This is a genomic window from Alteraurantiacibacter palmitatis (assembly GCF_037154115.1).
GTDB classification, from domain to species: Bacteria; Pseudomonadota; Alphaproteobacteria; order Sphingomonadales; family Sphingomonadaceae; genus Alteraurantiacibacter; species Alteraurantiacibacter palmitatis.
In genome coordinates this window covers 84,529-107,372 of record NZ_JBANRO010000011.1, presented here as the reverse complement: position 1 = coordinate 107,372, position 22,844 = coordinate 84,529, and the positions used below count along the sequence as shown (strand labels likewise).

Annotated in this window: 21 protein-coding genes and 1 tRNA gene; 7 read left to right on the top strand and 15 right to left on the bottom strand. The window is 62.3% G+C overall.

Annotated features, from left to right (window positions below):
• Positions 1–60: 60 nt before the first annotated feature.
• The 9 genes from WFP44_RS13590 to WFP44_RS13550 all read right to left on the bottom strand — a co-directional run bounded on the left by WFP44_RS13590 (position 61) and on the right by WFP44_RS13550 (position 8,115).
• The gene (locus WFP44_RS13590) at positions 61–459 is read right to left on the bottom strand and encodes a single-stranded DNA-binding protein (RefSeq protein WP_226792137.1); all 399 of its coding nucleotides are present in this window, start codon (positions 457–459) and stop codon (positions 61–63) included.
• A 267-nt stretch (positions 460–726) separates the two neighbouring features.
• The gene (locus tag WFP44_RS13585; protein ID WP_336927112.1) at positions 727–996 is read right to left on the bottom strand and encodes a hypothetical protein; all 270 of its coding nucleotides are present in this window, start codon (positions 994–996) and stop codon (positions 727–729) included.
• A gap of 70 nt (positions 997–1,066) precedes the next feature.
• Positions 1,067–2,002 carry a DUF2493 domain-containing protein gene (locus WFP44_RS13580; protein ID WP_336927111.1) on the bottom strand — a complete coding sequence of 312 codons (936 nt, stop codon included), beginning with the start codon at positions 2,000–2,002 and terminating at the stop codon, positions 1,067–1,069.
• A gap of 219 nt (positions 2,003–2,221) precedes the next feature.
• Complete coding sequence (locus WFP44_RS13575) at positions 2,222–2,662, bottom strand: hypothetical protein (protein ID WP_336927110.1); 441 nt, start codon at positions 2,660–2,662, stop codon at positions 2,222–2,224.
• A gap of 11 nt (positions 2,663–2,673) precedes the next feature.
• Positions 2,674–3,603 carry an ArdC family protein gene (locus WFP44_RS13570; RefSeq protein ID WP_336927109.1) on the bottom strand — a complete coding sequence of 310 codons (930 nt, stop codon included), beginning with the start codon at positions 3,601–3,603 and terminating at the stop codon, positions 2,674–2,676.
• A 178-nt stretch (positions 3,604–3,781) separates the two neighbouring features.
• A complete protein-coding gene (locus tag WFP44_RS13565) occupies positions 3,782–5,521 on the bottom strand; it encodes a ThiF family adenylyltransferase (RefSeq protein ID WP_336927108.1) in 1,740 nt (579 codons plus the stop codon).
• Between the two features lie 91 nt (positions 5,522–5,612).
• The gene (locus WFP44_RS13560) at positions 5,613–6,659 is read right to left on the bottom strand and encodes a cyclic GMP-AMP synthase DncV-like nucleotidyltransferase (protein ID WP_336927107.1); all 1,047 of its coding nucleotides are present in this window, start codon (positions 6,657–6,659) and stop codon (positions 5,613–5,615) included.
• Positions 6,660–6,662: 3 nt separating this feature from the next.
• Positions 6,663–7,811 (bottom strand): patatin-like phospholipase family protein, encoded by a 1,149-nt coding sequence (locus WFP44_RS13555; protein WP_336927106.1) that lies wholly within the window; start codon positions 7,809–7,811, stop codon positions 6,663–6,665.
• 82 nt (positions 7,812–7,893) lie between these two features.
• Positions 7,894–8,115 carry a DUF2188 domain-containing protein gene (locus tag WFP44_RS13550; protein WP_336927105.1) on the bottom strand — a complete coding sequence of 74 codons (222 nt, stop codon included), beginning with the start codon at positions 8,113–8,115 and terminating at the stop codon, positions 7,894–7,896.
• Between the two features lie 156 nt (positions 8,116–8,271).
• Here WFP44_RS13550 and WFP44_RS13545 point away from each other — a divergent pair, with 156 nt between their 5' ends.
• The 3 genes from WFP44_RS13545 to WFP44_RS13535 are packed head-to-tail and all read left to right on the top strand — an operon-like array spanning position 8,272 to position 10,557.
• On the top strand, positions 8,272–8,619 hold the full coding sequence (locus WFP44_RS13545; protein ID WP_336927104.1) for a helix-turn-helix domain-containing protein: 348 nt from the start codon (positions 8,272–8,274) through the stop codon (positions 8,617–8,619).
• A 3-nt stretch (positions 8,620–8,622) separates the two neighbouring features.
• Entirely contained in the window at positions 8,623–9,144 is a 522-nt protein-coding gene (locus WFP44_RS13540) for an ImmA/IrrE family metallo-endopeptidase (RefSeq protein WP_336927103.1), read from the top strand.
• 6 nt (positions 9,145–9,150) lie between these two features.
• Positions 9,151–10,557, top strand: coding sequence for an exonuclease domain-containing protein (locus WFP44_RS13535; RefSeq protein WP_336927102.1), 1,407 nt, complete (start codon positions 9,151–9,153; stop codon positions 10,555–10,557).
• A 219-nt stretch (positions 10,558–10,776) separates the two neighbouring features.
• Here the strand turns inward: WFP44_RS13535 and WFP44_RS13530 are convergent, their stop codons facing one another.
• The 3 genes from WFP44_RS13530 to WFP44_RS13520 form a co-directional block, all read right to left on the bottom strand.
• A complete protein-coding gene (locus WFP44_RS13530; RefSeq protein ID WP_336927101.1) occupies positions 10,777–12,750 on the bottom strand; it encodes a ParB/RepB/Spo0J family partition protein in 1,974 nt (657 codons plus the stop codon).
• Positions 12,751–12,853: 103 nt separating this feature from the next.
• Entirely contained in the window at positions 12,854–17,101 is a 4,248-nt protein-coding gene (locus WFP44_RS13525) for a strawberry notch family protein (RefSeq protein WP_336927100.1), read from the bottom strand.
• 75 nt (positions 17,102–17,176) lie between these two features.
• The gene (locus WFP44_RS13520) at positions 17,177–18,091 is read right to left on the bottom strand and encodes a DUF7146 domain-containing protein (protein ID WP_336927099.1); all 915 of its coding nucleotides are present in this window, start codon (positions 18,089–18,091) and stop codon (positions 17,177–17,179) included.
• 138 nt (positions 18,092–18,229) lie between these two features.
• On the opposite strand from WFP44_RS13520, the gene WFP44_RS13515 reads away from it, so the two are divergent.
• From WFP44_RS13515 to WFP44_RS13505, 3 genes are all read left to right on the top strand, one after another.
• A complete protein-coding gene (locus WFP44_RS13515) occupies positions 18,230–18,814 on the top strand; it encodes a lytic transglycosylase domain-containing protein (RefSeq protein ID WP_221424176.1) in 585 nt (194 codons plus the stop codon).
• Positions 18,815–18,878: 64 nt separating this feature from the next.
• The gene (locus WFP44_RS13510) at positions 18,879–19,430 is read left to right on the top strand and encodes a thermonuclease family protein (RefSeq protein WP_336927093.1); all 552 of its coding nucleotides are present in this window, start codon (positions 18,879–18,881) and stop codon (positions 19,428–19,430) included.
• Positions 19,421–19,615 carry a DUF6961 family protein gene (locus WFP44_RS13505; protein ID WP_336927091.1) on the top strand — a complete coding sequence of 65 codons (195 nt, stop codon included), beginning with the start codon at positions 19,421–19,423 and terminating at the stop codon, positions 19,613–19,615. Before WFP44_RS13510 ends, WFP44_RS13505 begins: the two co-directional genes overlap by 10 nt.
• A 136-nt stretch (positions 19,616–19,751) precedes the next feature.
• Here the strand turns inward: WFP44_RS13505 and WFP44_RS13500 are convergent, their stop codons facing one another.
• Positions 19,752–20,975, bottom strand: coding sequence for a tyrosine-type recombinase/integrase (locus tag WFP44_RS13500; protein WP_221586444.1), 1,224 nt, complete (start codon positions 20,973–20,975; stop codon positions 19,752–19,754).
• A 165-nt stretch (positions 20,976–21,140) separates the two neighbouring features.
• Positions 21,141–21,227: transfer RNA gene (locus tag WFP44_RS13495), tRNA-Leu, on the bottom strand.
• A 205-nt stretch (positions 21,228–21,432) separates the two neighbouring features.
• Between WFP44_RS13495 and WFP44_RS13490 the strand changes: the two genes are divergently transcribed.
• On the top strand, positions 21,433–22,368 hold the full coding sequence (locus WFP44_RS13490) for an SDR family NAD(P)-dependent oxidoreductase (RefSeq protein WP_336927086.1): 936 nt from the start codon (positions 21,433–21,435) through the stop codon (positions 22,366–22,368).
• Between the two features lie 14 nt (positions 22,369–22,382).
• On the opposite strand, the gene WFP44_RS13485 is transcribed toward WFP44_RS13490, so the two are convergent.
• A complete protein-coding gene (locus WFP44_RS13485; RefSeq protein WP_336927085.1) occupies positions 22,383–22,841 on the bottom strand; it encodes an NfeD family protein in 459 nt (152 codons plus the stop codon).
• Between the last annotated feature and the right edge of the window lie 3 nt (positions 22,842–22,844).

The window sequence follows — 22,844 nt, the reverse complement described above, 5'->3', positions numbered from 1 at the left end:
AGAAGAGGCCCTGCCGCTTGCGGCAGAGCCTCTTCGTAAGGGGGACGACCGGGATCGATGTCAGTCGATCTCGGGAGCGTCGGTGTTGTCGTTCTCGTCACCCGAGCCGTTGCCGCGGGAGAGGAAGTCGACCTTGTCGGCGAGGATCTCGGTGCCGTAGCGCGTGACCCCGTCCTTGTCTTCCCACTGGGTGTAGTGGATGCGGCCCTGGACCGAAACCAGCTGGCCCTTGGAGCAGTACTGGCCGACGGTCTTGGCGAGGCCATTGAAGCAAGTCACCCGGTGGAACTCGCTTTCCTTGGCGGTGTAGCCGTTCTCGTCCTTGTAGGTCTTGCCGTCCTTGTCGCGTGCGGGACGATCGGTGACAACGGTGATCCCGGTGACATTGGTGCCGCCCTTGGTCTCGCGAGTGTCCGGATCGCGGGCAATGCGGCCGGTGAGGATTGCGATATTTGTCATGATCAAAGTTCCTTCAGTTCCTCAAACCGGAGACCATCTCCGGCTTGCGAACATCCAGAAGAAGCAGGGCATGGGAGGACTGCACCGCAGGAGCGAAGCTCCAAGGGAAACCTGTTCATGACGGGTGGTGCGGGCAGGCAGCGCAGCTGCCAACACGGCCGGAAAGGAACGGGTTGCTGTCCTCAGCTGACCTGGTTCAGGACTGTTCGCGAAGAAAGCCGGATGGGTATCGGGTGCGGGCCTGAAGGTGCCGAGACCCCGCTGCAATCAACCTGCCCCATCGCCTTCCGATGCCGCCAGGAGATCCATGAAGTTGCGAGCTGCTTCCCGGTCTTCTTCGTTCTCGAACGCCACATCGAGATCGGGGGCGGACCCGAACATGTGCAGGAACGACCACAGTGCAAAGCGCTTGCCCCGGTCTTCCTCAAGGCCAAGATCGACCCGGCAGTGCTCGATGCCAGCTGACAACGTGTCGAGGGCAACCCCGGAGAGGTCGGTGGTGGCAAAGTAGCGCTGCAGCAGATCGTCAAGTTGCATGACCGGTCTATAATCGGGTCGGCGCCCAATGCACATCCAGGCAATGCAAATGCAGATGATGATGGGCTCGTCAGGACCCGGGAGAGGTGCCCAAGGTGCCGCGGCGATCGACCACGGTGATCCGGCGTGCCTTGGCATCGATCACGAGCCGTTCGGTCACGCCATTGCCCGGGAAGGCGACGACATAACGCGGATTGAGCGAGAGCATCTGCTCGTTGCGCTTGAACCCGGCGCGGGCACCGAGACGACGATCAAGCGAATAAGTCAGTTGCTGAACTTCGCGGCGCTCTGCCCAGCTCGCGGCGAGGCGATCGGCACCCTTGCCGTCGCCGCCATGAACCAGGAAGAGATCGGGAACCACATCGCGAACCTTGTCCAGCGTCGCCCAGATATTGTCGGCGTAGGCGCGCGCGTCCTCGGCGCTCTCGAAGCTCTGGCGACCACCGGCAAAGAGGATCGGAGTTCCTTCCGGGATCAGGGCGTGACGCCTGTTCTCCGCGCGCGCGCGGAGAAAATCGCGGGCATCGATTACTGCCGAGGTAAGGTGCCGCGAATGGCTCGTGCGCGAGCCGGAAACGGGCTTCCACGAGGAACCGGTCTCGTCGCGGTAAAGTGCTGCCGCAGCCTCGCGCATCTGCTCGAAGGCCAGCATGCTGGCTTCGGCGGCCTGTGCACGTTCGACCTGCTCTTCCAGATTGCTTGAGTGCACTTCGGAGCCATCGGCTGATGCGAGGAGGACCCGGATCTCGTCGCTGGCCCGGTCGAGCTGAGCGGACTTCCGGCCAGCGGCACGGTGAAAGAGATTGACCACGCCCCAGGCAATGTCCTCGGCATCAGCTTCCAGGGCCGTGTCGGAAAACATCGCGAAGAGGTCGGACCATACGGCACCAAGCGTCTGCTCGATCGCTTCCTCGCAGGGAAAGTCGGTTTCGTTGAATGGGGCCGGCCTGATGCTGAGGCCTGAAAGGTCAAGGCCGCTCAACTGGTCGATGAAGCTGTCGTACATGGGGTGTCTCCTGATCGCGGGGACAAGGAGAGGAGGCACCATTGCCTCGGCCCTGTCCGCCGGAGCCCGATCAGGGCCGGGAGAAGGGGCGAGACGCACCGCGCAGCGGGAAACCTTCGGCCCTAGGCTGGCGCGGGCAACACGGGCCGACGGGCCGCAGGTTGCGGCTCGCCCCGACCGGCCCAAGGGCCTCTCCCGGCGGACAGGGATGAGGCAGGATCAGGACCCGGTGGCGCAAGCGGATCGGGAGCGCTCGAAGATCGCTTCGCCATTCGAGAACCGCCCAACCAGGCGCAGCTCACCGAACAGGCCGATGAACCTAAAGGAGACCTGGCCAAGCCAGCGCCGCGCCCTCGGCACTCGCGGTTTGTAGAAATCGGCCTCCCAGTAACGGGCATCGTCCCGCTCGACGAGCCAGATCACCGCGAGCCCGCAATAGGTCGATATGCCGCAATCGGCGAAGGCATTGCGAAGGAGGATACGATCTTCGCGGCCGCGCCATCCATCGAAGCGCTCGAAGGAAGGAAAGGCCGCCTTCGCGGTATCAATGACCTCGTCGACGAGGCACTCGTAGGCCCAGTCGAAAGCTTCGTCTTCGCCGTCATCAAGCAGGCGAAAGGCCACCACGGAGCCGGTCGGATAGCTGACGGAACGTCCCATCTCACTGCTCCTCAGGCTGCATCAGCGAGATCGATGTGGGCCTCGCTTTCGCTGGATTGATGGCCACCCAGTTCGAGGAGCAGGCTGGCAGCTTCCTCGGCCTTGGCCGCAGCGGTGAGGATCGCGCGCTCGTCCGATTTGAGGATCTTGAGCCAGGACGCGATGTAGCTGGCGTGATGGTCGAGGTGGGTGACCGGAAGACCCAGTTCGGCCCCGAGGATGGCCGAGGACAGCTCGGCGATCAGTTCTTCGGCAGCATAGGCGTCGCTGCCGAAGCGGTTCTTGAGATCGCGGTCGAGCCGCGAGGAATGCCCCGTCCAGTGCGAAAACTCGTGTGCGAGCGTCGCATAGTAGTGGTCATAGGCTTGGAAGAGTTCGGCTGGCGGCATGGTCACGCGGTCGCGCAGCGGCTCGTAATAGGCCTGCGCGCCATGATGGCGCAGGTCTGCGCCGATATGGGCAAAGAAGGCATCAAGGCGGTCTTCGCGTCCTTCGGGCTCCAGCGCTGCAATGAGTGGCTTGGGATGATAGAATGCGGGGAGGCCATCGCATTGGTCGGCGTTGAACACGGCATAGGCCTTGAGCACGCGCCGGTTCTCGGTGTCCGCGTCGCCTTCGGCGTTCTCGACCTCCTTCGTGTAGCTCTTGTAGAAAATCGCGATGGTCGATTTTTCGCCCTTTCGGACCTGCCCGCCGAGCGCCTGACACTGGCGATAGGTCATCCAGTAGGGCGAGGCGTACCCGCAGCCATCGGCCACCAACCACAACCAGAAGGTGTTCATCCCGCGATAGGGCGTCCCGCAGGAACGCAAGGGTCGCGAGACAGGTACACCGCGCCATGGCTTGACCCAGGGTTTAGTTCCTTGCTCGAGCTTTTCGATGATGGCGTCGGTAATCCGCTGAGCGGGCGACGTCGAAGTAGTGCGGCGGGACTTGGTCATATGAGCTCTCCTGATCGCCGGGACGGACATGCCCCGGTTCAGGAAGAGCAAAGCTCCCTCTCCTTTCGTCCGCTGATGACGGCGATTCGCTCCGCTCTTGCCGTTCAAGCCGTTGGCCGAGAATGCCTAAGAGCTAGATTTGGATGGACGTGCGGAAGTAAATGGGTTCTGCAATTTACTAGGCAGCTTCGTCCAAACGTCCGGGCCCGCAAGCGGCGCAGCTAGCGGACGGCCAAGGCCGGTCGACCGTCCGGATGCCCTCTCCAAGTTCGCCAAAAGCGGCGCGCCAGGTTTTGGTCAGCTGTGCATCAAACGCAGCAATACGGCGCGCCGAAGCCACGAATACTCGGCTGAAAGAATGCTTAGGCGGATCGAGGAGGCAATCCATCGCCGCGTCCGTGACCATCGCCGTTACATAGGTCAACTCTACAGGTCCGTAGGGCTGATAATGGGCCCCGCATGCCGGCTCCTCTATAGTGGCTCCGCCGCCTTCCGGCCACTCGATCACCGTGAGCTCTGGCGCACCGGTGCGTCCAATATGGCATTGCAGACAGCCGTCCTCCGCGCCGATCGCGACCGCATGGCCGGCGCAGGCATGCGGCTCAGTCCAACCGTAAAGAATGGGCCTCGCGCGACCTTGCGCCACGTGCCACCGATTAAGGGCGCTTTCGGCGACCCAATTGCCTGTCGCGGCGACGATCAAATCGGCTGCCGCGAGCAAATCGCCGTCTTGCGCAATAAGCTGATGGAGACCGCACGGCCGGTGTTCGATGGTGAGATGCGGATAGTCAGTCCGAAGCCGCTCCGCCAAAGCCTCGGCTTTGTTCCGACCAACATCCGTCGCACCAAGCGGATGACGACCAACGTTCGGCCAGCCCAGAATCTCGGGATCAACCAGCACGATCCGCCCGACCCCCGCTTGGGCCAGCGCACACGCGACGGGCGCACCGACTGATCCACAGCCGATAATGACGACGGTCTCGCCAAGCAGACGAAGTGTGCGAGAATCCTGACCGCGCCCATGAATCCAATCAGCATCCGCACGCTGGACCTGGGTCCGAATCACGGGGAGCGCGCCGAAGTAGCGTCCAAGCAGGAGCGATTGCGGTGTATGGTGCGGTCGGAACCCCACCGACAGCGGTTCGTCTGGCGCGCGCGGCCTACTCTTGCGTCGCTTCGGATTGGGCACCTTCACGCCAATCAACGCTGCACCGCCGCGCCCTATCGCTCCAAACAGCACCAACACCTCGTCCGGCTCGTTACTCGCGACCTCTTCGAGAATGGTCCGGGCGTCGTCGCCGACCCGCTCGGCCATCCGATATAGATCGACCGCGGTCTCCGGATAGTCGGCGGGCAACGGCGGCGTATCCAACCAGAGGTAGGCCGCCGCTTCGGTCTTGACCGGCGTCTTGTCGCCAAAGCGATGATGGACCCAAGCGGCCAAGAATTCGTGGTCCTCTCCAACCACCTCGAGGCCCTTGCCGCGCCAGACCCGCACCCGCCGCGAACTCGGAGTGGGCGCGAGTAAGCTGAACAGGGATTGGCCTTGTGAATGCACCCGGTAGCCCCAGTAAGTCACGAATTCTTCGCGGAAGTCGCGTTCGACGATGCCGCCCTCAAGCAGCTCCTCGATCAAAATGATTGAGCGATGAAGGAGACCCATGGCGACCGTCGACGGATCGTCCGGATCCCACTCGGCCATATTGGGCAGCAGACAGAGGATGCCGTCGCTCTCGACATGCGGCCAGGTCATCGTCTCGGGGTGATCGACCAACGCCGTTCGCACCGGAGTCGTCGGAAAATGCCTTCCTGCCAGCAGATCAATGCGTCGGGTCACGCCGTCGGAGAAGGCAACCTTGATCCGCCAGCCGGCCGCGATCCAGTCGCGGGTGGGATAGTCGGCGCCGATCGTCGCCATGTTGAGACGCTCGGGTGCCTGCCCCGCTTGCTCGCGCAAAGTCGCTTCAAGACGAATCGCCGCCTGTCGCCAGCCGAGCGGAAAAACTTCTCTAGGCATGGCGGCCGCCGCCGGCGCTGCTGACCGCGCTCGCCGCTGCCGCCGTCGCGCCCAACAGGGCAGCCGAGCCGATGATCGCCGGAGCAACGACTGAGGCGCGCTGCTCATCCTCCAGACGTTCACTGAAGAACGTCGTCGCGAATACCTTATCCCAGCATCTGAGCGCCTTCTCACGTGTGCAGTCCGCGTCGAAGAGCGGCGCCAGCGTGTCGATCGCCTCGGTCAGCTTTTCGCGGAAGCAGCGCGCCTTGGCGTCGTCGGAGCCACTGGTGATGGTGTCCCCCGGAGTAACGGGGTGCGCGACGACGAGGTTCCATTTCAGCCGGTCCCGGATCGCGACCATGGTGTCGTAGAGCGCCCGGTCTTCGCGGTCGTTCACCTGAAACCTCTCCGTCGTCAGCACCGAGATGCCGAAGCCGCTCAGGATCGCGCCGCGCCAGCTGTAGCGGCTGCGCGCGTATTTTTTGAGATCGCGGTTGATACGGCGCAGTTGGATGCCGTCCGCCGACGCCGCGCGCTCGTCTTCGTACCAGCCCGACACGTCGCGGGCGTCCGAGCGCTTCCAGCCGCTGCTCGCCGCCAGTTCATAATGCACATCCTCGCCGAACACGGTCGTGGTAATGACGCGTCGGTAGACCGGCAGGTCGACGTGGTAGCCCTTTTCGTAGAAGACGCGTACGCAATTGGAGCGCACCTCCGGCGCGCACTTGAACTTGCCGTCGTCGACCGCGTCACGAACCATCTGACGGGCCTGCAGGGACGTCATCTCGGCACCGCGGTCGCCAACCAGGTCGTCCTTCTCGAAATAGACACCGTCGTCGATGTCGTAGTCGTTGTCCAAGTCGCGGCACATCGTCTTCATGGCGTAGCTGCCCTGCTTGACGAACTCGATCGGCTTGGGCTTGCTAGCCTTCTCCAGACCGTTCCTCAGCCGTGTCCGGTTGGAGTCGCGCCGGTCGCGCATGGCGTCCTGTTCGCTCTTGGGCAGGGTCACGTCCTGATTGTGATACGCACGCACGTCTTTGGAGCAGTCGAACATCACCTATCCTTCTCGGTGCTCGGTGGGGGAGGGACGCCAGACGGCCCCGGTCGCCGGCATCGCCGGCAGGTCGTGCATCAGGCGACGGATCATGCGGCCGTCGTCGCTGTTAGGATCGTCGCACGCACTCTTGGTCAGGTCGGCGTCGGTGTGGGACTGGCCGACCAGCCGGTCCATCGCCTCGGGCCGGGTGTCGTCGAGCGCCAGGTACGGCATCATGCTCGCCGGCACGGGCATGTTGGGGAAGCGCACGCGCCGGATTGAGCGGCCGCAGCTGCTGATCGCGTTGGTAAGAAGCCGCGCCATATGGTCGAAGGCGAACTCTTGGGCCGAAATGCTCAGCGGCGCGACGTCCGCGCCAAGCGACCAGTCGAGCATCGAGCGGTGCGCGCTCTCGGCGTCGAGGTGATCCCCGTCGGGACGCGGGCAGGTGCCGAGCGAGTAGATCTCGATCGGCTGCTCGGGAGGGGCCACTGTCAGCGCGTCGACGAGCCCGACCATGATCGGATTGTTGGCCCAAAGGCCGCCGTCGGCGAACACCTGCTTGGGGCCACCGGGCGCGTTGGGGTCATCGATGGCGGCGAGCGAGCGGTAGATCGGCGCGGCGCTGGTCGCCATACAGACGTCGACCAGCGGGTAACGGTCGTCACGCACGCCGCTCTTGGGCGTCTTCTTGAACACCCAGGCCCGATGCTCACTCATGAGCACAGTGGGGATCGCGAGCGAGATGCCGCGGCCTTCGAAGACCTCAAGCATCGTAACGTCGTCGAGCACGTCCTTGAGCGCGGCGCGCAGAGCCATGTCGCCTTCGCGCACGAACCGGCTGCCCTGACTCGCGCGGTAGATGGCGCTGCGCTTGCCGGCGATCCGGTGCGGAAATATCTTGGGACCGTGCTCGCGATAGAGGCTTACCACCTCAGTCATCGGTCGGCCGATCGCTAGCGCGCACCCGACAATCGCGCCTGTGCTGGTTCCGGTAATCAGGTCGAAGCCGCGGCCGAGGTCGAGCGCCGATTCGGCCCGAATGCGGGCGAACTGGTCCGTCAGCCGGGCCAGAAAGGCGGCGGTGTAGATGCCCCGCATCCCACCGCCGTCCAAGCTGAGCACTCGATATGGCCGCTCAGCGCCGCGTTCTTTTTCCCCTTCCTCCATCCGCGCGATGTTTCCTCTCTAATGACCCAGTTGCCTCATTCACGTACCGGAGCCGGACCGCTTCCAAGGCAGCCCAAACCCGTCAGCCCTTCGGTGGAAAGGGGTCGTTGCCATACGAATTGGCGTCCCGGATGCGACCGTCCGGCCGATGGATTATTACTTCGCCGCGTTCGCGAACGGCAGTGCCACGCGCTGCCTGCGTAGCACCGGCCTGGGTGTTGTGGGTCGACCCCACGCGGGTCGCGCCTTCGCGACGTGTGGCCCAGCCCGACCCATGGGGCACTACGTGAATTCGTTTCGACATCGCTGGTTCTCCGACTCATCTTGGGCACCACGCCCTAGCGCAACGGATTCCCGAATTGGATCGCAATGTCAACTATCGAACACGCCTATATGTTTGTATCAAGCACATTATGTTTGTGAGGTTGACATTCCCGAAAGCCCAGCGCAAACAAAATTCATGGCAGGCGAAGCTCTCTACAAGGCTTTTGGCAGCGCGGTCTCAACCCGCCGGAAAGCGCTTGGCCTCACTCAGGAGGAACTGGCTGGAAAGGTGAAGATGTCGCGTGCGTCGATCGCAAACATCGAGAGTGGTCGGCAGAACATTCTTCTGCATCACGTTTACGCGCTCGCCGCCGCACTCGATTTTACCAAGGTGGCAGAACTCCTGCCACCGACGCCGCAGAAGCCTTTAGGGGATGGACTGAAGATGATGCTTTCCAATCAACAGACGCTTTCGCAACATGCTGAAGCTCAGGTCGCCGACCTGATCACAACCGCGTTGCAGCCTCGACGCGGTAAGGCTTGATTTATGGCAAATCCGGATTTTGATCGGGCGCGTGCATCTGCGCGTGCGATCCTGATGGAGTTTGGCGTGTCGGCGCCACCAGTCCCGGTAGAGCGAATAATCAAATCGCGCAAAATCGTCCTTCAGTATGCACCGCTCGATGAGGACCTTTCGGGCATGGCGTACATAAAAGATGGTGTCGGCATCATCGGCGTAAACGCGCTGCATCATCCGAACCGACAGCGATTCTCGGCGGCTCATGAGCTAGCCCATCACATACTCCATGCCCCTGAGATCAGCCAAGCCGTGCATGTCGATAAGGGAATCCGCGTCCTGTTCCGCAACGATGTGTCAGCGCTGGGGACTGAGCCGATGGAAATCGAGGCCAACGCGTTCGCTTCGGAGTTGTTGATCCCCGGCGATCTCTTAGCTGCTGTGTTGGAGGGCGGTGGAGTAGACCTTGAGGATGAGGCGGCGATCGAAGCGTTAGCTCGTCGGTTCAAGGTGAGCCCGACCGCCATGCGCTTTCGGCTGACTCGCTGGTAGCGCACCATGAGCTTCGTCTTCTTCGATACAGAAACGACGGGGCTCAAGCGCGGCTTCGACCAAATTCTCCATTTCGCAGCAATTCGCACCGATGCAAACCTGAACGAGGTGGCGCGCTTCGAAGCCCGTGCGCGTCTCCAGCCACATGTGCTCCCCCATCCCTCGGCGCTGCGTACGAACGGGCTGCCGATCGAATGGCTCACGGACACCAACCTGCCGTCGCACTACGCGATGGTGAGTGACATTCGTCGGACTCTAATGTCTTGGAGTCCGGCCGTCTTCGTCGGCTTCAATTCTATCCGTTTCGACGAAGAGATGCTTCGACACGCTCTCTTTCAATGCCTGTACCCGGCTTATCTGACGAGCAACCACCGCAACTGCCGGGCTGACGCGCTCAGTCTGATGATGGCCGCGGATGCGGTATCGCCAGCGCAGTTAGTTGTGCCGGTCAGCGAGGATGGGCGAAGGACATTTCGTCTGGAGGACTTGGCGGCGGCGAATGGAGTCACCCATGCCCGTGCGCATGACGCGATGTCCGATGTACTTGCGACGGTGGAGCTATGTCGACTGGTCCATCAGCGGTCTCCGGAGCTGTGGCAAAGGTTCGTGCGCTTCTCGAACAAGGCTACCGTTTCAGATTTCGTCGATACCGAAGATGGCTTCGTGCTGACGGAGTTTTTTGGCGGGCAGGCATACCATGCGCCAGTCGTCTGCATCGGTGTTGACCCCGACCAAGCCAACGGTCGAATTTGCCTAAACCTCAACGAAGACATCGACCGGCTCAGTAAAATGAGCGACTCCGAATTGCAGACCCACCTTGCGCAGAAGCCAAGTCCGATCCGCCGTTTCAGGGTCAACGCAGCACCCACGCTGACCGAATTATTCGATGCTCCCGAACAAATGTTGGATGGCGGTACGATTGGCCATATCGAAAATCAGGCCCGGCGGTTGAAGGCGGACGCCGATCTACAGGCACGGTTTGTCGCTGCTTACGTAGCGGCACGCGAGCCATTCCCACAGTCACCTCATCTCGAGGAGCAAATCTATAATGGCTTTCCAGGGCCGGAAGATGAGAGGCGCATGACTGCTTTTCACCAAGCGCTATGGCCAGATCGCCTCACTATTGTAGAGAGCTTCGAGGACGAGCGTCTGCGGTGGTTTGGCCTTCGTTTGATGTACTGCGAAGCCCGTTCAGTTTTGCCCATGGACGTGAGGTCCGAAGTCGAACATCGCTTAGGCGATCAACTGGCAGGCGATGGGTCTGGCTGTCTAACCTATGATTTTGCTCTGGCCGAGACAGATAAGCTGATTGGGGAAGGAGCAGACCACGACGGCCTTCTCTCACGCTACCGCATCTACTTGCAGGATCGTAGCGCTCGGGCTGCTGCTTTCAGGCAGCAAACTCTCTTCTAAAGTGCATCTGTGCGAAATTTTTGCGCACGTGTAGGTCGCATTGCGATTATCGTGGGCGCGGCCCATCGTTCACATCAATCCCTCCTCAAATTCTGTGGTTCGATCTTCGATGCCAAGAGCGGTGTGGCCTGAACGCGACCTGCAACTTGAAATGGAAAAGGCGGTCCGTCCCGATTGGGACGGACCGCCCGCCGAGTGACCTGGACCTGTCAGGAGGGGTCAGGCAGCCTGCTCGGCTATCTCATCAGCTGTAACATTGCTGACCGGTTCATCCCCTTCGGCGTCAACCGGTTCGACCTCTTCGGCACCGGCGAAACGCATGATCGAAGGTACCCAGGCCTGCGCTCGTTCCTTGATATCTGCCTCGCCGATGAAGTTGCCCGAGAAAATGCGCTCAGCAGCGCTCGCCAGCTCTGCTTTCTTCGAGGCGGCATAGCGACTGACCAGTTCTGGACCACCAGCGGCATTGAGCGCCTCGAGCGTGCGGGCCTTGGCCACGCGGTCGAAAAAGTTGGCCGCTGTGGGACGCCACCAATGTGCGGTCTCGATTTCAAGGAGCGAGCCGAGCGCTTCGTGCATCGGCACCGAACGCTCGCCTTCGCAGGCGAGGCTCGCGATAAGCGTGCGCGAGATAACATGGCCAAGCCAGGCCGAGCGCGCCTCATCGGAAAGCGCCCGGAACTGAGCAAACCGTTCGACATCGCTTTCGCCAATACGCCAGCTTTCATCGAGCGAGCCAGCGAACTCGGCCAGAGCAGCACTCGCTGGTGCGTCCTTGGCTTCGAACCCGGTGACCGGCCCGGAAGCCACCGAGCCGACCAGCGTCGACGCCTTCTTGGCGCGCCACTCGTGCCCATCGGCATCGGCAAGCGTGAAGACCATGAAGTCGAGCGCCAGTGCCGGATCGTTGGCCAGATGGATGGCCAGGATGTCGCGGCGTTGCATCGCGAGCTCGTCGAGCAGGCGCTGCGACAACGAGCTTCCCTTGGGGTTCGCCGGACCGTTCTCTTCAATGGCCTCGACCACACCTTCGTCAGCGATGACCTCGGTCTCGGTGTAGAACTGTGGGACCAAGGTCGGCTCGCCATTGCGCGAGAGGACGAGGAAGGCGCCGGCCTCCGGTTTCAGTTCGTCGGCGAGTACCGGCGGCCGGTCATTGAGCGCGCGCATGGCGCGGTCGATCACCACGAGTTCCTGTTCGGCCTTGGCGACCTCGTCCTCGTCGCTATCTTCGTCTTCGAGCACGGCGGCGACGCGGTCGTAGTCGGCCTCGAGCTCGCCAAGTTTCTTCGCTTCCTGTTCGGTCATCGGCGCAGGCTCGCATGGCAGACGGCCGAGACCTTCGACGAGGTCATGGCTGACGTAGTTGCCAAGCGTCGGGCGCACCCAGGCGAGGCCATATTCGAGCGCGGTCTTTTCTGCCGCCTCTTCCATGGCCTTGTGCGCGAGGTCCTCAAGCAGCGCGACATCGATCCAGCTCTCGCTGGCATCATCGTCGAACAGTTCGCGCTCGATCCGGCCGCCTGCGGCGAGATAGGCATCGCGCCCGACCAGGACAGCACGCGGATCGGAACCGCGCACCGTGGCATCGAGCACCATGCGGCGGATCGTGTCAGGCGTGATCTGGTACCAGGCGTCCTGCAGCTCGGCATAGACATGCGCCTGGCGCTCGACATCGGAAATCGCGCCATAGGCCTTCGCCATGTCGAGCGTGATCGTGCCTTCGGCGAGTGCTTCGAAGACGCAAGGCGCGAGAGAGGCCAGGCGCAGGCGCCCTTCGACGAACCGGACGGTGAGGCCGAAGCGGCGCGCCACGTCTTCGGGGGTAGCCCCCGCCTCGATGATGGAAGCAAAAGCCTGCGCCTCGTCGGCCGGGTTCATCGCCAGACGCTGGAAGTTCTCGGCAAGGCTGGCTTCGCGCACTTCGCTTTCCTCGCCTTCGATGACGAGGCAAGTAACCTCGTGGCTTTCGGGCAAGGTGCCCTCTTCGGCCAGCGCCTGCAGCGCGGCAAGACGGCGACCGCCGGCCTCGACCTCGAACTTGCCGCGCTTTCCTTTGCGCACGACGAGGTTCTGCAGCAGGCCGCGCGCAGCAATGTCTGCCCGCAGCTGGAGGTCGGCGAGGACGTCGCTCGACTTGCGAACGTTGCGCGGGCTCGCAGCGAGCTTCTTCAAGGGAATCGACTGGATCATGGGTGTTCTCCTGATGGAATGAAGGCGCAGGTGAGGATCACGAGGCCCACAAGCCCAAAGGGCTCCCTCCACTCTCATTCTGAGATTGGGGTCTGCCGAGGGATCAGGCGGCAAGCGCGGGGAGGACCGACGAGGCTCTCGACACCGGGACAAACAGCCGCGTGCGGTAGCGGATAATCTCGGTGAAGCAGCCCTTGTTCTTGTACCAGTCGAGCCGGTCGGGCGAGAACCCGGTCAGTTCAAGGCGCTGTTCGCCTCCGACCAGCGAGCGTTTCACCGTGAGTGGATCGTGGCTGGCAAGGCCCAGCGGTTTGCCGCTGGCCAGGACTAGGTCGCCGATCTGCTCTGGTGCCGGACCGGTAACTCCGAAAAGGCCAAAGGTCTCGGCGATCGCAGCGAGATCGATATCGAGCACTTCGCGGCCGATGATCGACTGGCCGTCCTCGGCAACGAGCCGCGTGACGCGGACATGATCGCCAGGGAGGCGCTTCCAGACTGGCAGTAGCAGTCCGGTGGCAAGATGGACGCGCTCGGTCACCGGTGACTTGGCCGCTTCCTCTTCCTCAGCACGCCAGGCCCTCGTAAATGCAGTGACGCCAAATTCTTCCCAGTGGCTCTCAGCGAGTGCCTCTAGCGTCCAGTTGGCGGACTTGAGCGGGCGCAGCAGGCGCCGACGTTCGATCACGGCCCCGTCGTCAGTGATGAGGCGCCGCGCAGGAACCGACAGCGCGACCTTGCCCGAGCGTGTATTGCGCATCGGGATCGCGTGCAGGCTGCCAATCTCGTGCATCCGCACCAGGCGCTGCAATCGCAGAGGCCGAAGGTGCCGGCTCACTTCGAGCGAGACGAGCCGGGTCTGCGCTCCGGTCACAGGATCGGTGCGCAGGAGTTCGTCGGCGAGTATATCGAAACTATCGACCTTGACGGTCTCAAGGCCCTGATCGAGCGTTCCCGCTTCGCGCGCGGCTTCAATCCGCGCTTCGACGAGGCCGAGATATTCATCGAAGATCGCGTTCTGGAGCATGATCGGCAGCGCGAGAATGCGGTTGAGCCAGCGCTGGATCGTGGGGAGATTGTCGGTCAGCCCACCATCTGGGCTTTCAAGCCGGAGGCCGGTTCGCTCGACAAAGTCGCCGAAGCTCGTGGCTTCGAGCTTGCCGTCATAGAGCAGCTGGAACCAGCGGCAGAGCGCGTCGCGCGCATAGTCGCTTTCGAGATTGTCGGCCGGGTCGAACAGGTTCTGACCGCCCGTCTGGCGCTGGCCGCGCGTGAGCGCGCCCAATGCATCGAGCCTTCGCGCAATGGTCGAGATGAACCGGCGCTCGCCCTTCACGTCGGTGGTGACCGGGCGGAACAGCGGCGCACAAGCTTGGTTGGTACGGTTTGTCCGGCCGAGCCCCTGGATTGCATTGTCGGCGCGCCAGCCCGGCTCGAGCAGGAAATGAACCCGGCGCTGCTGGTTCTTCGCATGAAGGTCGGCATGGTAGGAACGCCCCGTGCCGCCCGCGTCCGAGAAGACCAGGATACGTTTGGTCCCTTCCATGAAGCTTTGCGCTTCGGCGACATTGGCACTGGGGCTGCGCCGTTCGAGGCGCTGCTGACCATCGCGGCCCAGGACAAGCCTGCGGGTCCGGCCCGTGACTTCGGCCACTGCGTCGGTTCCGAAGTGCTCGATGATCGCATCGAGCGCGGTAGCGATGGGCGGCAGCGCGCATAGCTGTTCGATCAGCGCATCGCGCGCGGCAATCGCGCCTTGGCAGAAAACGGGATTGGCCTCATCGTCGCTCATCGCCTCGGAGCGAAGATTGCCATCCTCGTCTGCGAAGACCCGCATAAGGCGCACCGGGAAGCTCTTGGCGAGGTAGTCGATAACATATTCGCGTGGGGACAGATCGATATCGAGCGCTTCGCGCTCTTCGTCGGAGAGGTCGGCAAGACGTCGGTCGAGCATGGCCTCGGCGGTCGAGACCAGCTGCACGACCACCGAATGGTCCTCGCCAAGCGCCGCTTCCATCGCCGGGACCAGGCTCGGCAGTTTCATCGAGAGCAGGAGCTGGGCAAAGAAGCGTTGCTTGGTGCCTTCGAATATCGAAAGCGCTGCCGCCTTGGCATTGCGGTTGAGCGTGTCGCCGCTGTCCTCATCGACCACGCGGGTTGCTTCGAGCGCAGCTTCGAGGTTGCGGTGAATGATTGCCCAGGCATCGGCATAGGCGTCATAGATTTTCACCTGCGCTTCGGTCAGGCTATGTTCGAGAATTTCGTACTCGACCCCGGCGAAGGACAGCGCGCGTGCAAGGTATAGTCCCTGTGCCTTCAAATCGCGGGCGACGAGTTCCATTGCCGCGACGCCGCCCGCGCGGATTTCGGTCATGAACGCCTCGTGGGTCGGAAAGGCGGTCTCGGGTCCCCACAGGCCAAGCCGTGAGGTGTAACCGAGGTTGGCGATATCCGAAGCGCCGGTGGCCGACGCGTAGAGTACGCGGGCGCGCGGGAGATGGTTCTGCAGCCTGAGGCCCGCCATCCCCTGTTCGGAGCCCTTGACCTTGCCGCGGATTGAAGAACCCCCGAGCGCATTAGCCATCGCATGGGCTTCGTCGAAAGCGATCACGCCGTCGAAATCCTCGCCCGCCCAGGCAAGGATCTGGTCGAGCCGCGTATCCTCGGCGCGGCCCGAGCGCAGCGTCGGATAGGTGACGAAGAGAATGCCTTCGGACATCGTTACGGGCTGGCCGAGTTTCCAGCGCGAGAGCGGCTGGAGATCGAGCGGCAGCCCGCCAAGCGCTTCCCAGTCGCGGCGTGCATCTTCCAGCAGCGCCTCGTTCTTGGTGATCCAGATATGGCGACGCTCGCCGGCGAGCCAGCGATCCATGATGACCGCTGCGATCTGCCGTCCCTTGCCCGCTCCGGTCCCGTCACCAAGGAAGAAGCCCTGTCGGTATGCGTGACCATCCTCGGACAGTTCCAGCGCGGTGCCTTCCTGGCTGACCTTGAACTGGCCCGGTAGGTCGCGTGCGAATGCCTGGGCAGCGTAGACCAGTGTCTCGCATTGCGCTTCGGACAAGAGACCATCGGCCTGCCACCCTGCGGGAAGACGCGGGCGAACATTCGGCTGCGGAGCCGCGACCGAACCCATGGCGACCGATTCCACGAGCGGGGTGGGATGGACCGGAGCATCTTCGAAGGCGATGCGGCTGGGCCGGTAAGGCAGGTAGATGCCTGCCTGTTCGGGCACAGGCGCGGGGTCGGCGAGGACCGAATAGGCAAGGTCGATCGCATTCGCCGTGGCTGCTGGTGTCGCGGCGAACGGCGCCACCGGCCGAACCGGCGCGCTTTGGGCCGAAGTCTTGCCAACGAGGCGCACTGGCTTGCCGAGCGGCAGGCGATGGATGTTGGCGGAGGTCTGTACGCGTGGCGGAAGCGCAGTGATAAGCTCGTGGAGCAAGATGAGGTCGGCAGTATCTCCGATGATCGCAGGCGAGGACGCAGTCGGCGCCTTGTCGAACACAACCAGGCGAACAGCGATCCCCGTCCCTGTCCGGCGAAACATCTGCTGCAGGCGAACATCGAGGAGCAGCGATGCTTCGTCCTGTTCCTTGGCGAAGGTGGAGGCGTCGAAGCCTTCAGGCATAATGGCGACGATCCTCGCCAGATTAGCAGCGGCCCGGATTGCACCGCGTAGGTGACGCATAGCGGTTTCACCGTCCTTGCCGCGTTCCAGGCTGTGAGCGAACGGCGGGTTCATAAGCACGGCAGACGGAACAGGGCCGCGATTCAGGTCGGCAATCAATTCCCCTTCATGCATGGTGATCTCGGCTGCGGGGAAGATGTGGCTGAGGCCGTCTCGTCTTGCCGGATCGATCTCGTTGAGGAGAAGCGAAGCGTTCTGGAGGCAACCCCAGAGAGCAAGGGCACCATTGCCTGCGGACGGTTCGAGGAGCGTGTCTTGCGCGCAGACAGCTGCGGCCTTCGCCATCAGCCAAGCCAGCATTGGCGGGGTCGAGAACTGCTGGAGCTCGACCTGTGCTTCGCTGCGAACGTGCCGCGGCGGCAAGGCTGCTTCGAGCCAGTCGAACCGCGCTTCGGCTTCGTGTACATTCGTCGCCAGATCGATCCGTGAGGACTCTCGAAGCCAGAGTAGTGCGCCGATCTCGACCGCGCTGTTGTAGTCGTCGATCGTCCAGGCCCCTCCCCAGTCCAGAACACCGGTCTCTTCGGCGAACAGCCCGGAAATGTCGGTACGGGTAAGATGACGTCCCGAAGCAAGAAGCGCGGCAACTCGGGTGCCAATGGCATAGGCCAAGGGCATGGACGGCAACTGCTCGCCGGCGGGAAACAGGTCTGATTGAAACATGGCAATTCGTCCTCCTGATGGGGGCATCGGGACACGCCCTCTGCCGGATCAGGAATTCGAGAAGCTCTCTCTCCTCTACCGCGCCGCTTTGCGGCGCAGCCATGCTGTAAGTTCATCGTTCCAGTCGCTGTCGCGTGAGGATGGTTTGCGAACGTGGATCGTCCGCCCTTCGCGGGCATAAGCGGCCAGGCCACGCGACGCGGCCAGCTCGCCGCCAGCATCGTGATCGACGAAGAGGTGAAGCTCGGTCACGCTCTCGGGTACGCTGACGAGACCGAAGCGCTCATTGCCCAGGGTCGCCCAGACGGGAATGCCGGTGAGAGCATAGGCCGACATCGCGCTCTCGACCCCCTCGGCAAGGCCAAGCTTGCCGGAAGCTGGAGCGAAGAGACGAACAGCAGCTTCACCGAGCGCGCCGAGCGCGCGTTTCGGCTTTTCGAAAGCGGCCTTGCCTGAAGCCTCGGTAGACAGGAACGTGCGGTGGATGGCGATCGGGCCCTCGTCGAGGCTGACTGCCGCGATCATCGCGGGCAGAAAGCGGGCCCGTCCTTTCGGGCCAAGCGGCGTTCGTGGATGGAAGCGGAGCGCCGGAGATGCGGCGAGGATGCCGCGGCTTTCAAGATATGCCTTTGCCGGACTGGCACGCAGTGGCTGTGCATCGCGCCAGATCCTCAGCGCTACCGCCGAGGGTTTGCGGGTGCTCGTCAATTCGGGTTCGTTGGTGATCGCAGAACCTGAAAAAAGCGCCGGTGCCTCGAAACCTTCACGCGCCAGAGCAGCCAGCACGCTCTGCTGATCGCATCCCGCGAAACAGTGGAAGAGGATGGCCTGTCGGCCGAGCGACACACCGAGTGACGGCGTGCGGTCATCATGCGCGGGGCAACAGGCCATGCCCTTTGTGCCGGACCATTTGCCCCCTCGCGATTCGCAAATGCGACGGGCGGTCTCGGCAAGCGACCGGTTGGGATGAGTTTGGACAGACAGGGACATGCGAGCTCCTCAGCATGCAAAGTGGCCCCCTCATCAGCGTTCCTCTCCTCTCCCAAAGGCAGGCATTCGCGGCTTTCCTACAGGCACATGTTCTTTTTATGTTCTCTTTCGATTCGAATCAATGGAGCACAAGTCGAGATGAACTGCCTCAATTGTCTGACCGCGCTAGCGGTCGCCTGTCTGGGGATGATCGCGACCTCCTCACAGCAAGTTCGCGCCCAGGATTTCACCTTGTTCGAGCACGCGATCGTTCCGCCGAAGACGGACCAGCAGCCGGCAAGGGAATATCTTCCTGCAATCTACCAGGCCGAGCCAGCAAACGTATCCTATCGGGAAGGCTTGTATATGGCGGCGATAGCCGAGGCTGAACGCCGGTACGGGCTTCCGACCAACCTGCTTCGTGCTCTTATCTGGGCTGAGTCCCGCTTCAATCCGATGGCTGTTAGTCCAGCCGGTGCTGCCGGGCTGGCTCAGCTTATGCCGGCCACGGCGAGAGAACTGGGCGTCCGGAACCGTCATGACCCTCTTGCATCGATCGACGGTGGCGCCAGGTACCTTCGCGATATGTTGGACCGGTTCGACGCAGTCCACCTGGCCTTGGCTGCTTACAATGCTGGCCCAGGTGCCGTCTCCCGATCACGCGGCATTCCCAACAATGGTGAAACGCCGCAATATGTCCGGTCTGTGTTGGGACGTTGGCAAGCAATTGGTACGTACAATTGACGAAACTACCTGATTTCCGGCTATTGTCTGAAATCATGTGCCGGAATGAAGACGGACAACGCCAGTGAATGAGATCCCCGGTGAGCCGTTCGACTTTCGCAAGGCGTTGAAAGCACAGAAGCGCCGGAAGCTGAGAAAGGAGATCGCGTTGGGTTTGGGAGCATTCGCGATCGTATTTGCTGGAGGGATGCTGGCACTCAACTGGCCAGTCCATGATGCCAGCCTTGCTAACGACGATCAGCAGCCTCAGACTTTATTCCAGCAAGCAAGCTCCCCGCAATTCGACATCTGCGGATCCACCCGGCGCACATGCGTCGTGGATGGAGATACTTTCTGGCTTGATGGCGTGAAGATCCGGATTGCCGACATCGACACTCCCGAGATCAGCGAGCCTCGTTGCGACTATGAATACCAGCTCGGCATGCGCGCGACGCACCGCCTTGTCGAATTGCTGAATGGCGGGCCCTTTGAACTGAGGACCATCGGTAGCAGAGACGAGGATCAGTACGGTCGCAAATTGCGGGTTGTAACGCGCGGCGGCCGCTCGCTTGGCGATCAGCTGGTCAGCGAAGGCCTGGCGCGAACCTGGACCGGAAGACGTGAGCCATGGTGCTGAACCGCGATCAGGAATTGTGGGCCATCGCACTCTGGGTCGAAAAGAACCATGGCGAGGAGGGAACCGCTTATATCGCGCAGCAAATCCAGCGGCTATCCATCGAAGGGGACGAGGCAGGCATAGCAACGTGGAAAACTGTTGCTGAGCGCTTCGATCAACTTAGCTGCCAAAGCTCTACGAACTGAGGCTCGGCACGATGCGGAATTGGCTTAAAGTCTGGGGCATCAGAATTGAGTTCGCCTTGCTCGCGTCAGTGTCCCTTATAGGGCTGGTCCTTAGCCTTCAGTCCTGCCCTGGCTGAGAAGAAAATCGTTCTTCCGATCAACCCTTCGCAAACTTTCCCATGATGACCTTCCCTCCTGTCCGGAGCTCATCGAGGTAGTCGCTCCACCATTGAGCCATTCGCACGCGCTCGTCCCAATGCTTGCCGCGATGGTAGATGCCACGCACAACATTGCTGTCGCCATGTGCCAGGGCACGCTCGATCGCATCGGGATTCCAAAGGCCCGACTCGTTCAGGAATGTCGATGCTGTCGCACGGAGTCCGTGCGCGGTGACTTCTTCTTTCGAGTATCCCATGCGACGGAATGCGGCATTGAGCGTGTTTTCACTCATGGGACGCTTGGAGCTGCGCGCAGATGGGAAAACATATCCTTCGCGGCCGAGCATCTCGGCCAGATCAGTGAGATAGCCTCTAACCTGCTTGGAAAGCGGGACGGCATGCGCTCGGCGCGCTTTCATTTTACCGGCAGGGATTTTCCAGACCCCATCGACGAGGTCGATCTCATGCCATTCGGCGTGCCGGAGTTCGCCGGGGCGTACGAACACATGCGGCGCTATCTGCAAAGCTAACTTCGTCACCATGTAGCCAGTGAAGTCGTCGATTGCGCGCAGCAGCCCGCCTAGCTCGGTGGGCTCGAGGATTGCTGCATAATGCGTGGCTCTCGGCGTTACGAGAGCTCCCTTCAGCATACTGGTCGGATCGGATTTGCAGCGGGTGGTAGCAACACCGTAGCGAAACACGCGGCCTGCGAACGAGCGGCATTTCTTCGCAGTCTCGTGCTTACCGGTGGCTTCCAGCCGTTTGAGGGGAGCCAGGACTTCGAACGGCTCGATCTCGTTGATGGGTCGGTTCCCGATGGCAGGCGCAAGCTTGTCGAGGAAATAATTGGCCTTGACGATCGTGCCATCGGCACGGCCATTCTGGACCATCATCTGTTCAATATACTCACGTGCGACTGCCTCGAACGTCTGTGCAGAAAGGAACTCGGCGCGGATTTTCCGCTTCCGCTTCTCAAAGGCCGGGTCGCCCCCTGAAGCAACAGCTCGTCGTGCCTCGTAGGCTTCGTCTCGCGCTTGCTTGAGACTGATGTCTGGATAGCTGCCGATGCAGAGCTTCTTTTGCGCGCCGCCGATCCGGTATCGGAATCGCCAAAGTTTGCCGCCGGTCGGCGTGACCTCAACATATAGGCCGCGCTCATCGGTTACCTTGTACGGCTTATCCTTCGGCTTGAGTGCGCGGAGGCGAGTATCTGTCAGCGGCATGTGGGGGCCTTTTCATCTGGGCCTTTGCGAAACGGCCTCAAAAGGCCCACAAAAGTGTCTGGAACCCCCGAGAACAGGCGGGACGATCCGGAACGATCCAAGGGCCAAATCCCTAGGATTTCTGCGGGTTTTATAGATTATTTGGGAGAACGTGAGAAGAACAAATGGTGCCCAGAAGAGGACTCGAACCTCCACGACCTTGCGATCGCCGCCACCTGAAGACGGTGCGTCTACCAATTCCGCCATCTGGGCACCGGATCGGCTGGCTGCGCTTGCACGTCCATGCCGGGTAGGCCGGCGCCACTAGCGAACGGGAGAGGGGCTTGTCAACGCGCGATTGGTGCGGCTGGCATGATATTTCTTCCAAACCGGCAGGGAGGCAGGCTTTGGCATTGCCCACCTGCCCGCCAATGTGCTTAGGGCAGGCCAAGAATCTGCGGTAACGGATGAATGGGCCATGAGCATTTCGCTGGAAAACAAGCTGGTCGTCCTGATTGGCGGCAATGGTTTCGTCGGCCGCCATCTGGCGCAGGAATTGCTGCAACGCGGCGCGCGGGTGCGCATTGCCGCGCGCAACCCGGAAAAGGCGCTCAGCGTGAAGCCGCTCGCCAATCTGGGCCAATTGCAATTTGCGCGCTGCAATGTGCGCGATGCACAGAACATCCGGGCCGTGGTGGCCGGGGCGGATGCGGTGGTCTATCTGGTGGGCACGTTCGGCAAGGATGCCCGCCAGTTGCACGCTGATGCCGCGCGCGTCGCCGCCGAAGCGGCAGCCGACGGCGGGGCGGGTGCCTTTGTCTACCTATCCAGCCTGGCCGCCGATGCGGAAAGCGAAGGCATTTATGCCAGCACCAAGGCGCTGGGTGAGCGTGCCGTGCTGGACGCCTTCCCCACAGCCACCATCCTTCGCCCTTCGGTCATTTTCGGGCAGGATGACCAGTTCGTTTCCATGTTTGCCGGGTTGATTTCCGTCATGCCGGCTTTGCCAGTGTTCGGGCCCGATGCGCAGGTGCAGCCGGTATGGGTGGACGATGTGGCAACGGCCGCGGCCAATGCCCTGGCCGATCCCGGCAGCCACGGCGGCAAGACCTATGAGCTGGCCGGGCCGGACGTGATCACCATGATGGAACTGCACGAGGCGATAGCCGCCGCGCAAGGTCGCCGCCGTGGCTTCATCCCTGTGCCTGACGCGCTGAGCGCAATTTTCGCTGCCCTGCCCGGCACACCGATGTCGAGCGACCAGTGGCGGATGCTCAAATCCGGCAGCGTGGCCACCGGCACGCTGCCCGGCATTGCGAAGCTGGGCGTGACGCCGCGGCCGCTGTCGCTGTTCCTTGACAAGTGGATGCAACGCTTCCGCAAGCATGGCCGCTTCACCATGCAAAAGGCCTGACGGCAAAGGGGCCGCTACTCCACCGGCTCAACCAGCAATTCGGCTCCGTCCGTCCCGGTAATGCGCACCCGCGCGCCCACGGGGGCGTCGGCCCCGCGCGCGATCCATTCGGTGTCGCCGTGATGCACGCGGCCCTGCCCGCCGGAAATCGCCTGCGTCACCGTTGCCATCTGCCCGGCCATGCGCAGGCCGCGCTTGTTCATGGCTGGGTCGGCCGACACAATCGGATTGTCCCGCAGGTAACGCTTGCCGATATACAATGTCGCAATGGCAAGCACCGCAAACAGCAGGATCTGCAGCGGCACGCCGATCGGCAGCAGGAAAGCCAGCGCACCGATCACCAGCGCCGCGCCTGCCAGCCAGATCAGAAAGATGCCCGGAACGAGCATTTCCGCCGCCGCCAGGAACAGACCAAGCGCCAGCCAGAACCAGTAGGCGTCGAGCGACGAAAGCCAGCCGGTTACCGTGTCCATGTC

What these genes read in the sequence shown, in the direction of transcription:
- WFP44_RS13590 (WP_226792137.1), bottom strand. Translation starts at nt 459, where the DNA reads ATGACAAATATCGCAATCCTCACCGGCCGCATTGCCCGCGATCCGGAC.
- WFP44_RS13585 (WP_336927112.1), bottom strand. Translation starts at nt 996, where the DNA reads ATGCAACTTGACGATCTGCTGCAGCGCTACTTTGCCACCACCGACCTC.
- WFP44_RS13580 (WP_336927111.1), bottom strand. Translation starts at nt 2,002, where the DNA reads ATGTACGACAGCTTCATCGACCAGTTGAGCGGCCTTGACCTTTCAGGC.
- WFP44_RS13575 (WP_336927110.1), bottom strand. Translation starts at nt 2,662, where the DNA reads ATGGGACGTTCCGTCAGCTATCCGACCGGCTCCGTGGTGGCCTTTCGC.
- WFP44_RS13570 (WP_336927109.1), bottom strand. Translation starts at nt 3,603, where the DNA reads ATGACCAAGTCCCGCCGCACTACTTCGACGTCGCCCGCTCAGCGGATT.
- WFP44_RS13565 (WP_336927108.1), bottom strand. Translation starts at nt 5,521, where the DNA reads ATGGCGACGATCGGCGCCGACTATCCCACCCGCGACTGGATCGCGGCC.
- WFP44_RS13560 (WP_336927107.1), bottom strand. Translation starts at nt 6,659, where the DNA reads ATGTTCGACTGCTCCAAAGACGTGCGTGCGTATCACAATCAGGACGTG.
- WFP44_RS13555 (WP_336927106.1), bottom strand. Translation starts at nt 7,811, where the DNA reads ATGGAGGAAGGGGAAAAAGAACGCGGCGCTGAGCGGCCATATCGAGTG.
- WFP44_RS13550 (WP_336927105.1), bottom strand. Translation starts at nt 8,115, where the DNA reads ATGTCGAAACGAATTCACGTAGTGCCCCATGGGTCGGGCTGGGCCACA.
- WFP44_RS13545 (WP_336927104.1), top strand. Translation starts at nt 8,272, where the DNA reads ATGGCAGGCGAAGCTCTCTACAAGGCTTTTGGCAGCGCGGTCTCAACC.
- WFP44_RS13540 (WP_336927103.1), top strand. Translation starts at nt 8,623, where the DNA reads ATGGCAAATCCGGATTTTGATCGGGCGCGTGCATCTGCGCGTGCGATC.
- WFP44_RS13535 (WP_336927102.1), top strand. Translation starts at nt 9,151, where the DNA reads ATGAGCTTCGTCTTCTTCGATACAGAAACGACGGGGCTCAAGCGCGGC.
- WFP44_RS13530 (WP_336927101.1), bottom strand. Translation starts at nt 12,750, where the DNA reads ATGATCCAGTCGATTCCCTTGAAGAAGCTCGCTGCGAGCCCGCGCAAC.
- WFP44_RS13525 (WP_336927100.1), bottom strand. Translation starts at nt 17,101, where the DNA reads ATGTTTCAATCAGACCTGTTTCCCGCCGGCGAGCAGTTGCCGTCCATG.
- WFP44_RS13520 (WP_336927099.1), bottom strand. Translation starts at nt 18,091, where the DNA reads ATGTCCCTGTCTGTCCAAACTCATCCCAACCGGTCGCTTGCCGAGACC.
- WFP44_RS13515 (WP_221424176.1), top strand. Translation starts at nt 18,230, where the DNA reads ATGAACTGCCTCAATTGTCTGACCGCGCTAGCGGTCGCCTGTCTGGGG.
- WFP44_RS13505 (WP_336927091.1), top strand. Translation starts at nt 19,421, where the DNA reads ATGGTGCTGAACCGCGATCAGGAATTGTGGGCCATCGCACTCTGGGTC.
- WFP44_RS13500 (WP_221586444.1), bottom strand. Translation starts at nt 20,975, where the DNA reads ATGCCGCTGACAGATACTCGCCTCCGCGCACTCAAGCCGAAGGATAAG.
- WFP44_RS13490 (WP_336927086.1), top strand. Translation starts at nt 21,433, where the DNA reads ATGAGCATTTCGCTGGAAAACAAGCTGGTCGTCCTGATTGGCGGCAAT.
- WFP44_RS13485 (WP_336927085.1), bottom strand. Translation starts at nt 22,841, where the DNA reads ATGGACACGGTAACCGGCTGGCTTTCGTCGCTCGACGCCTACTGGTTC.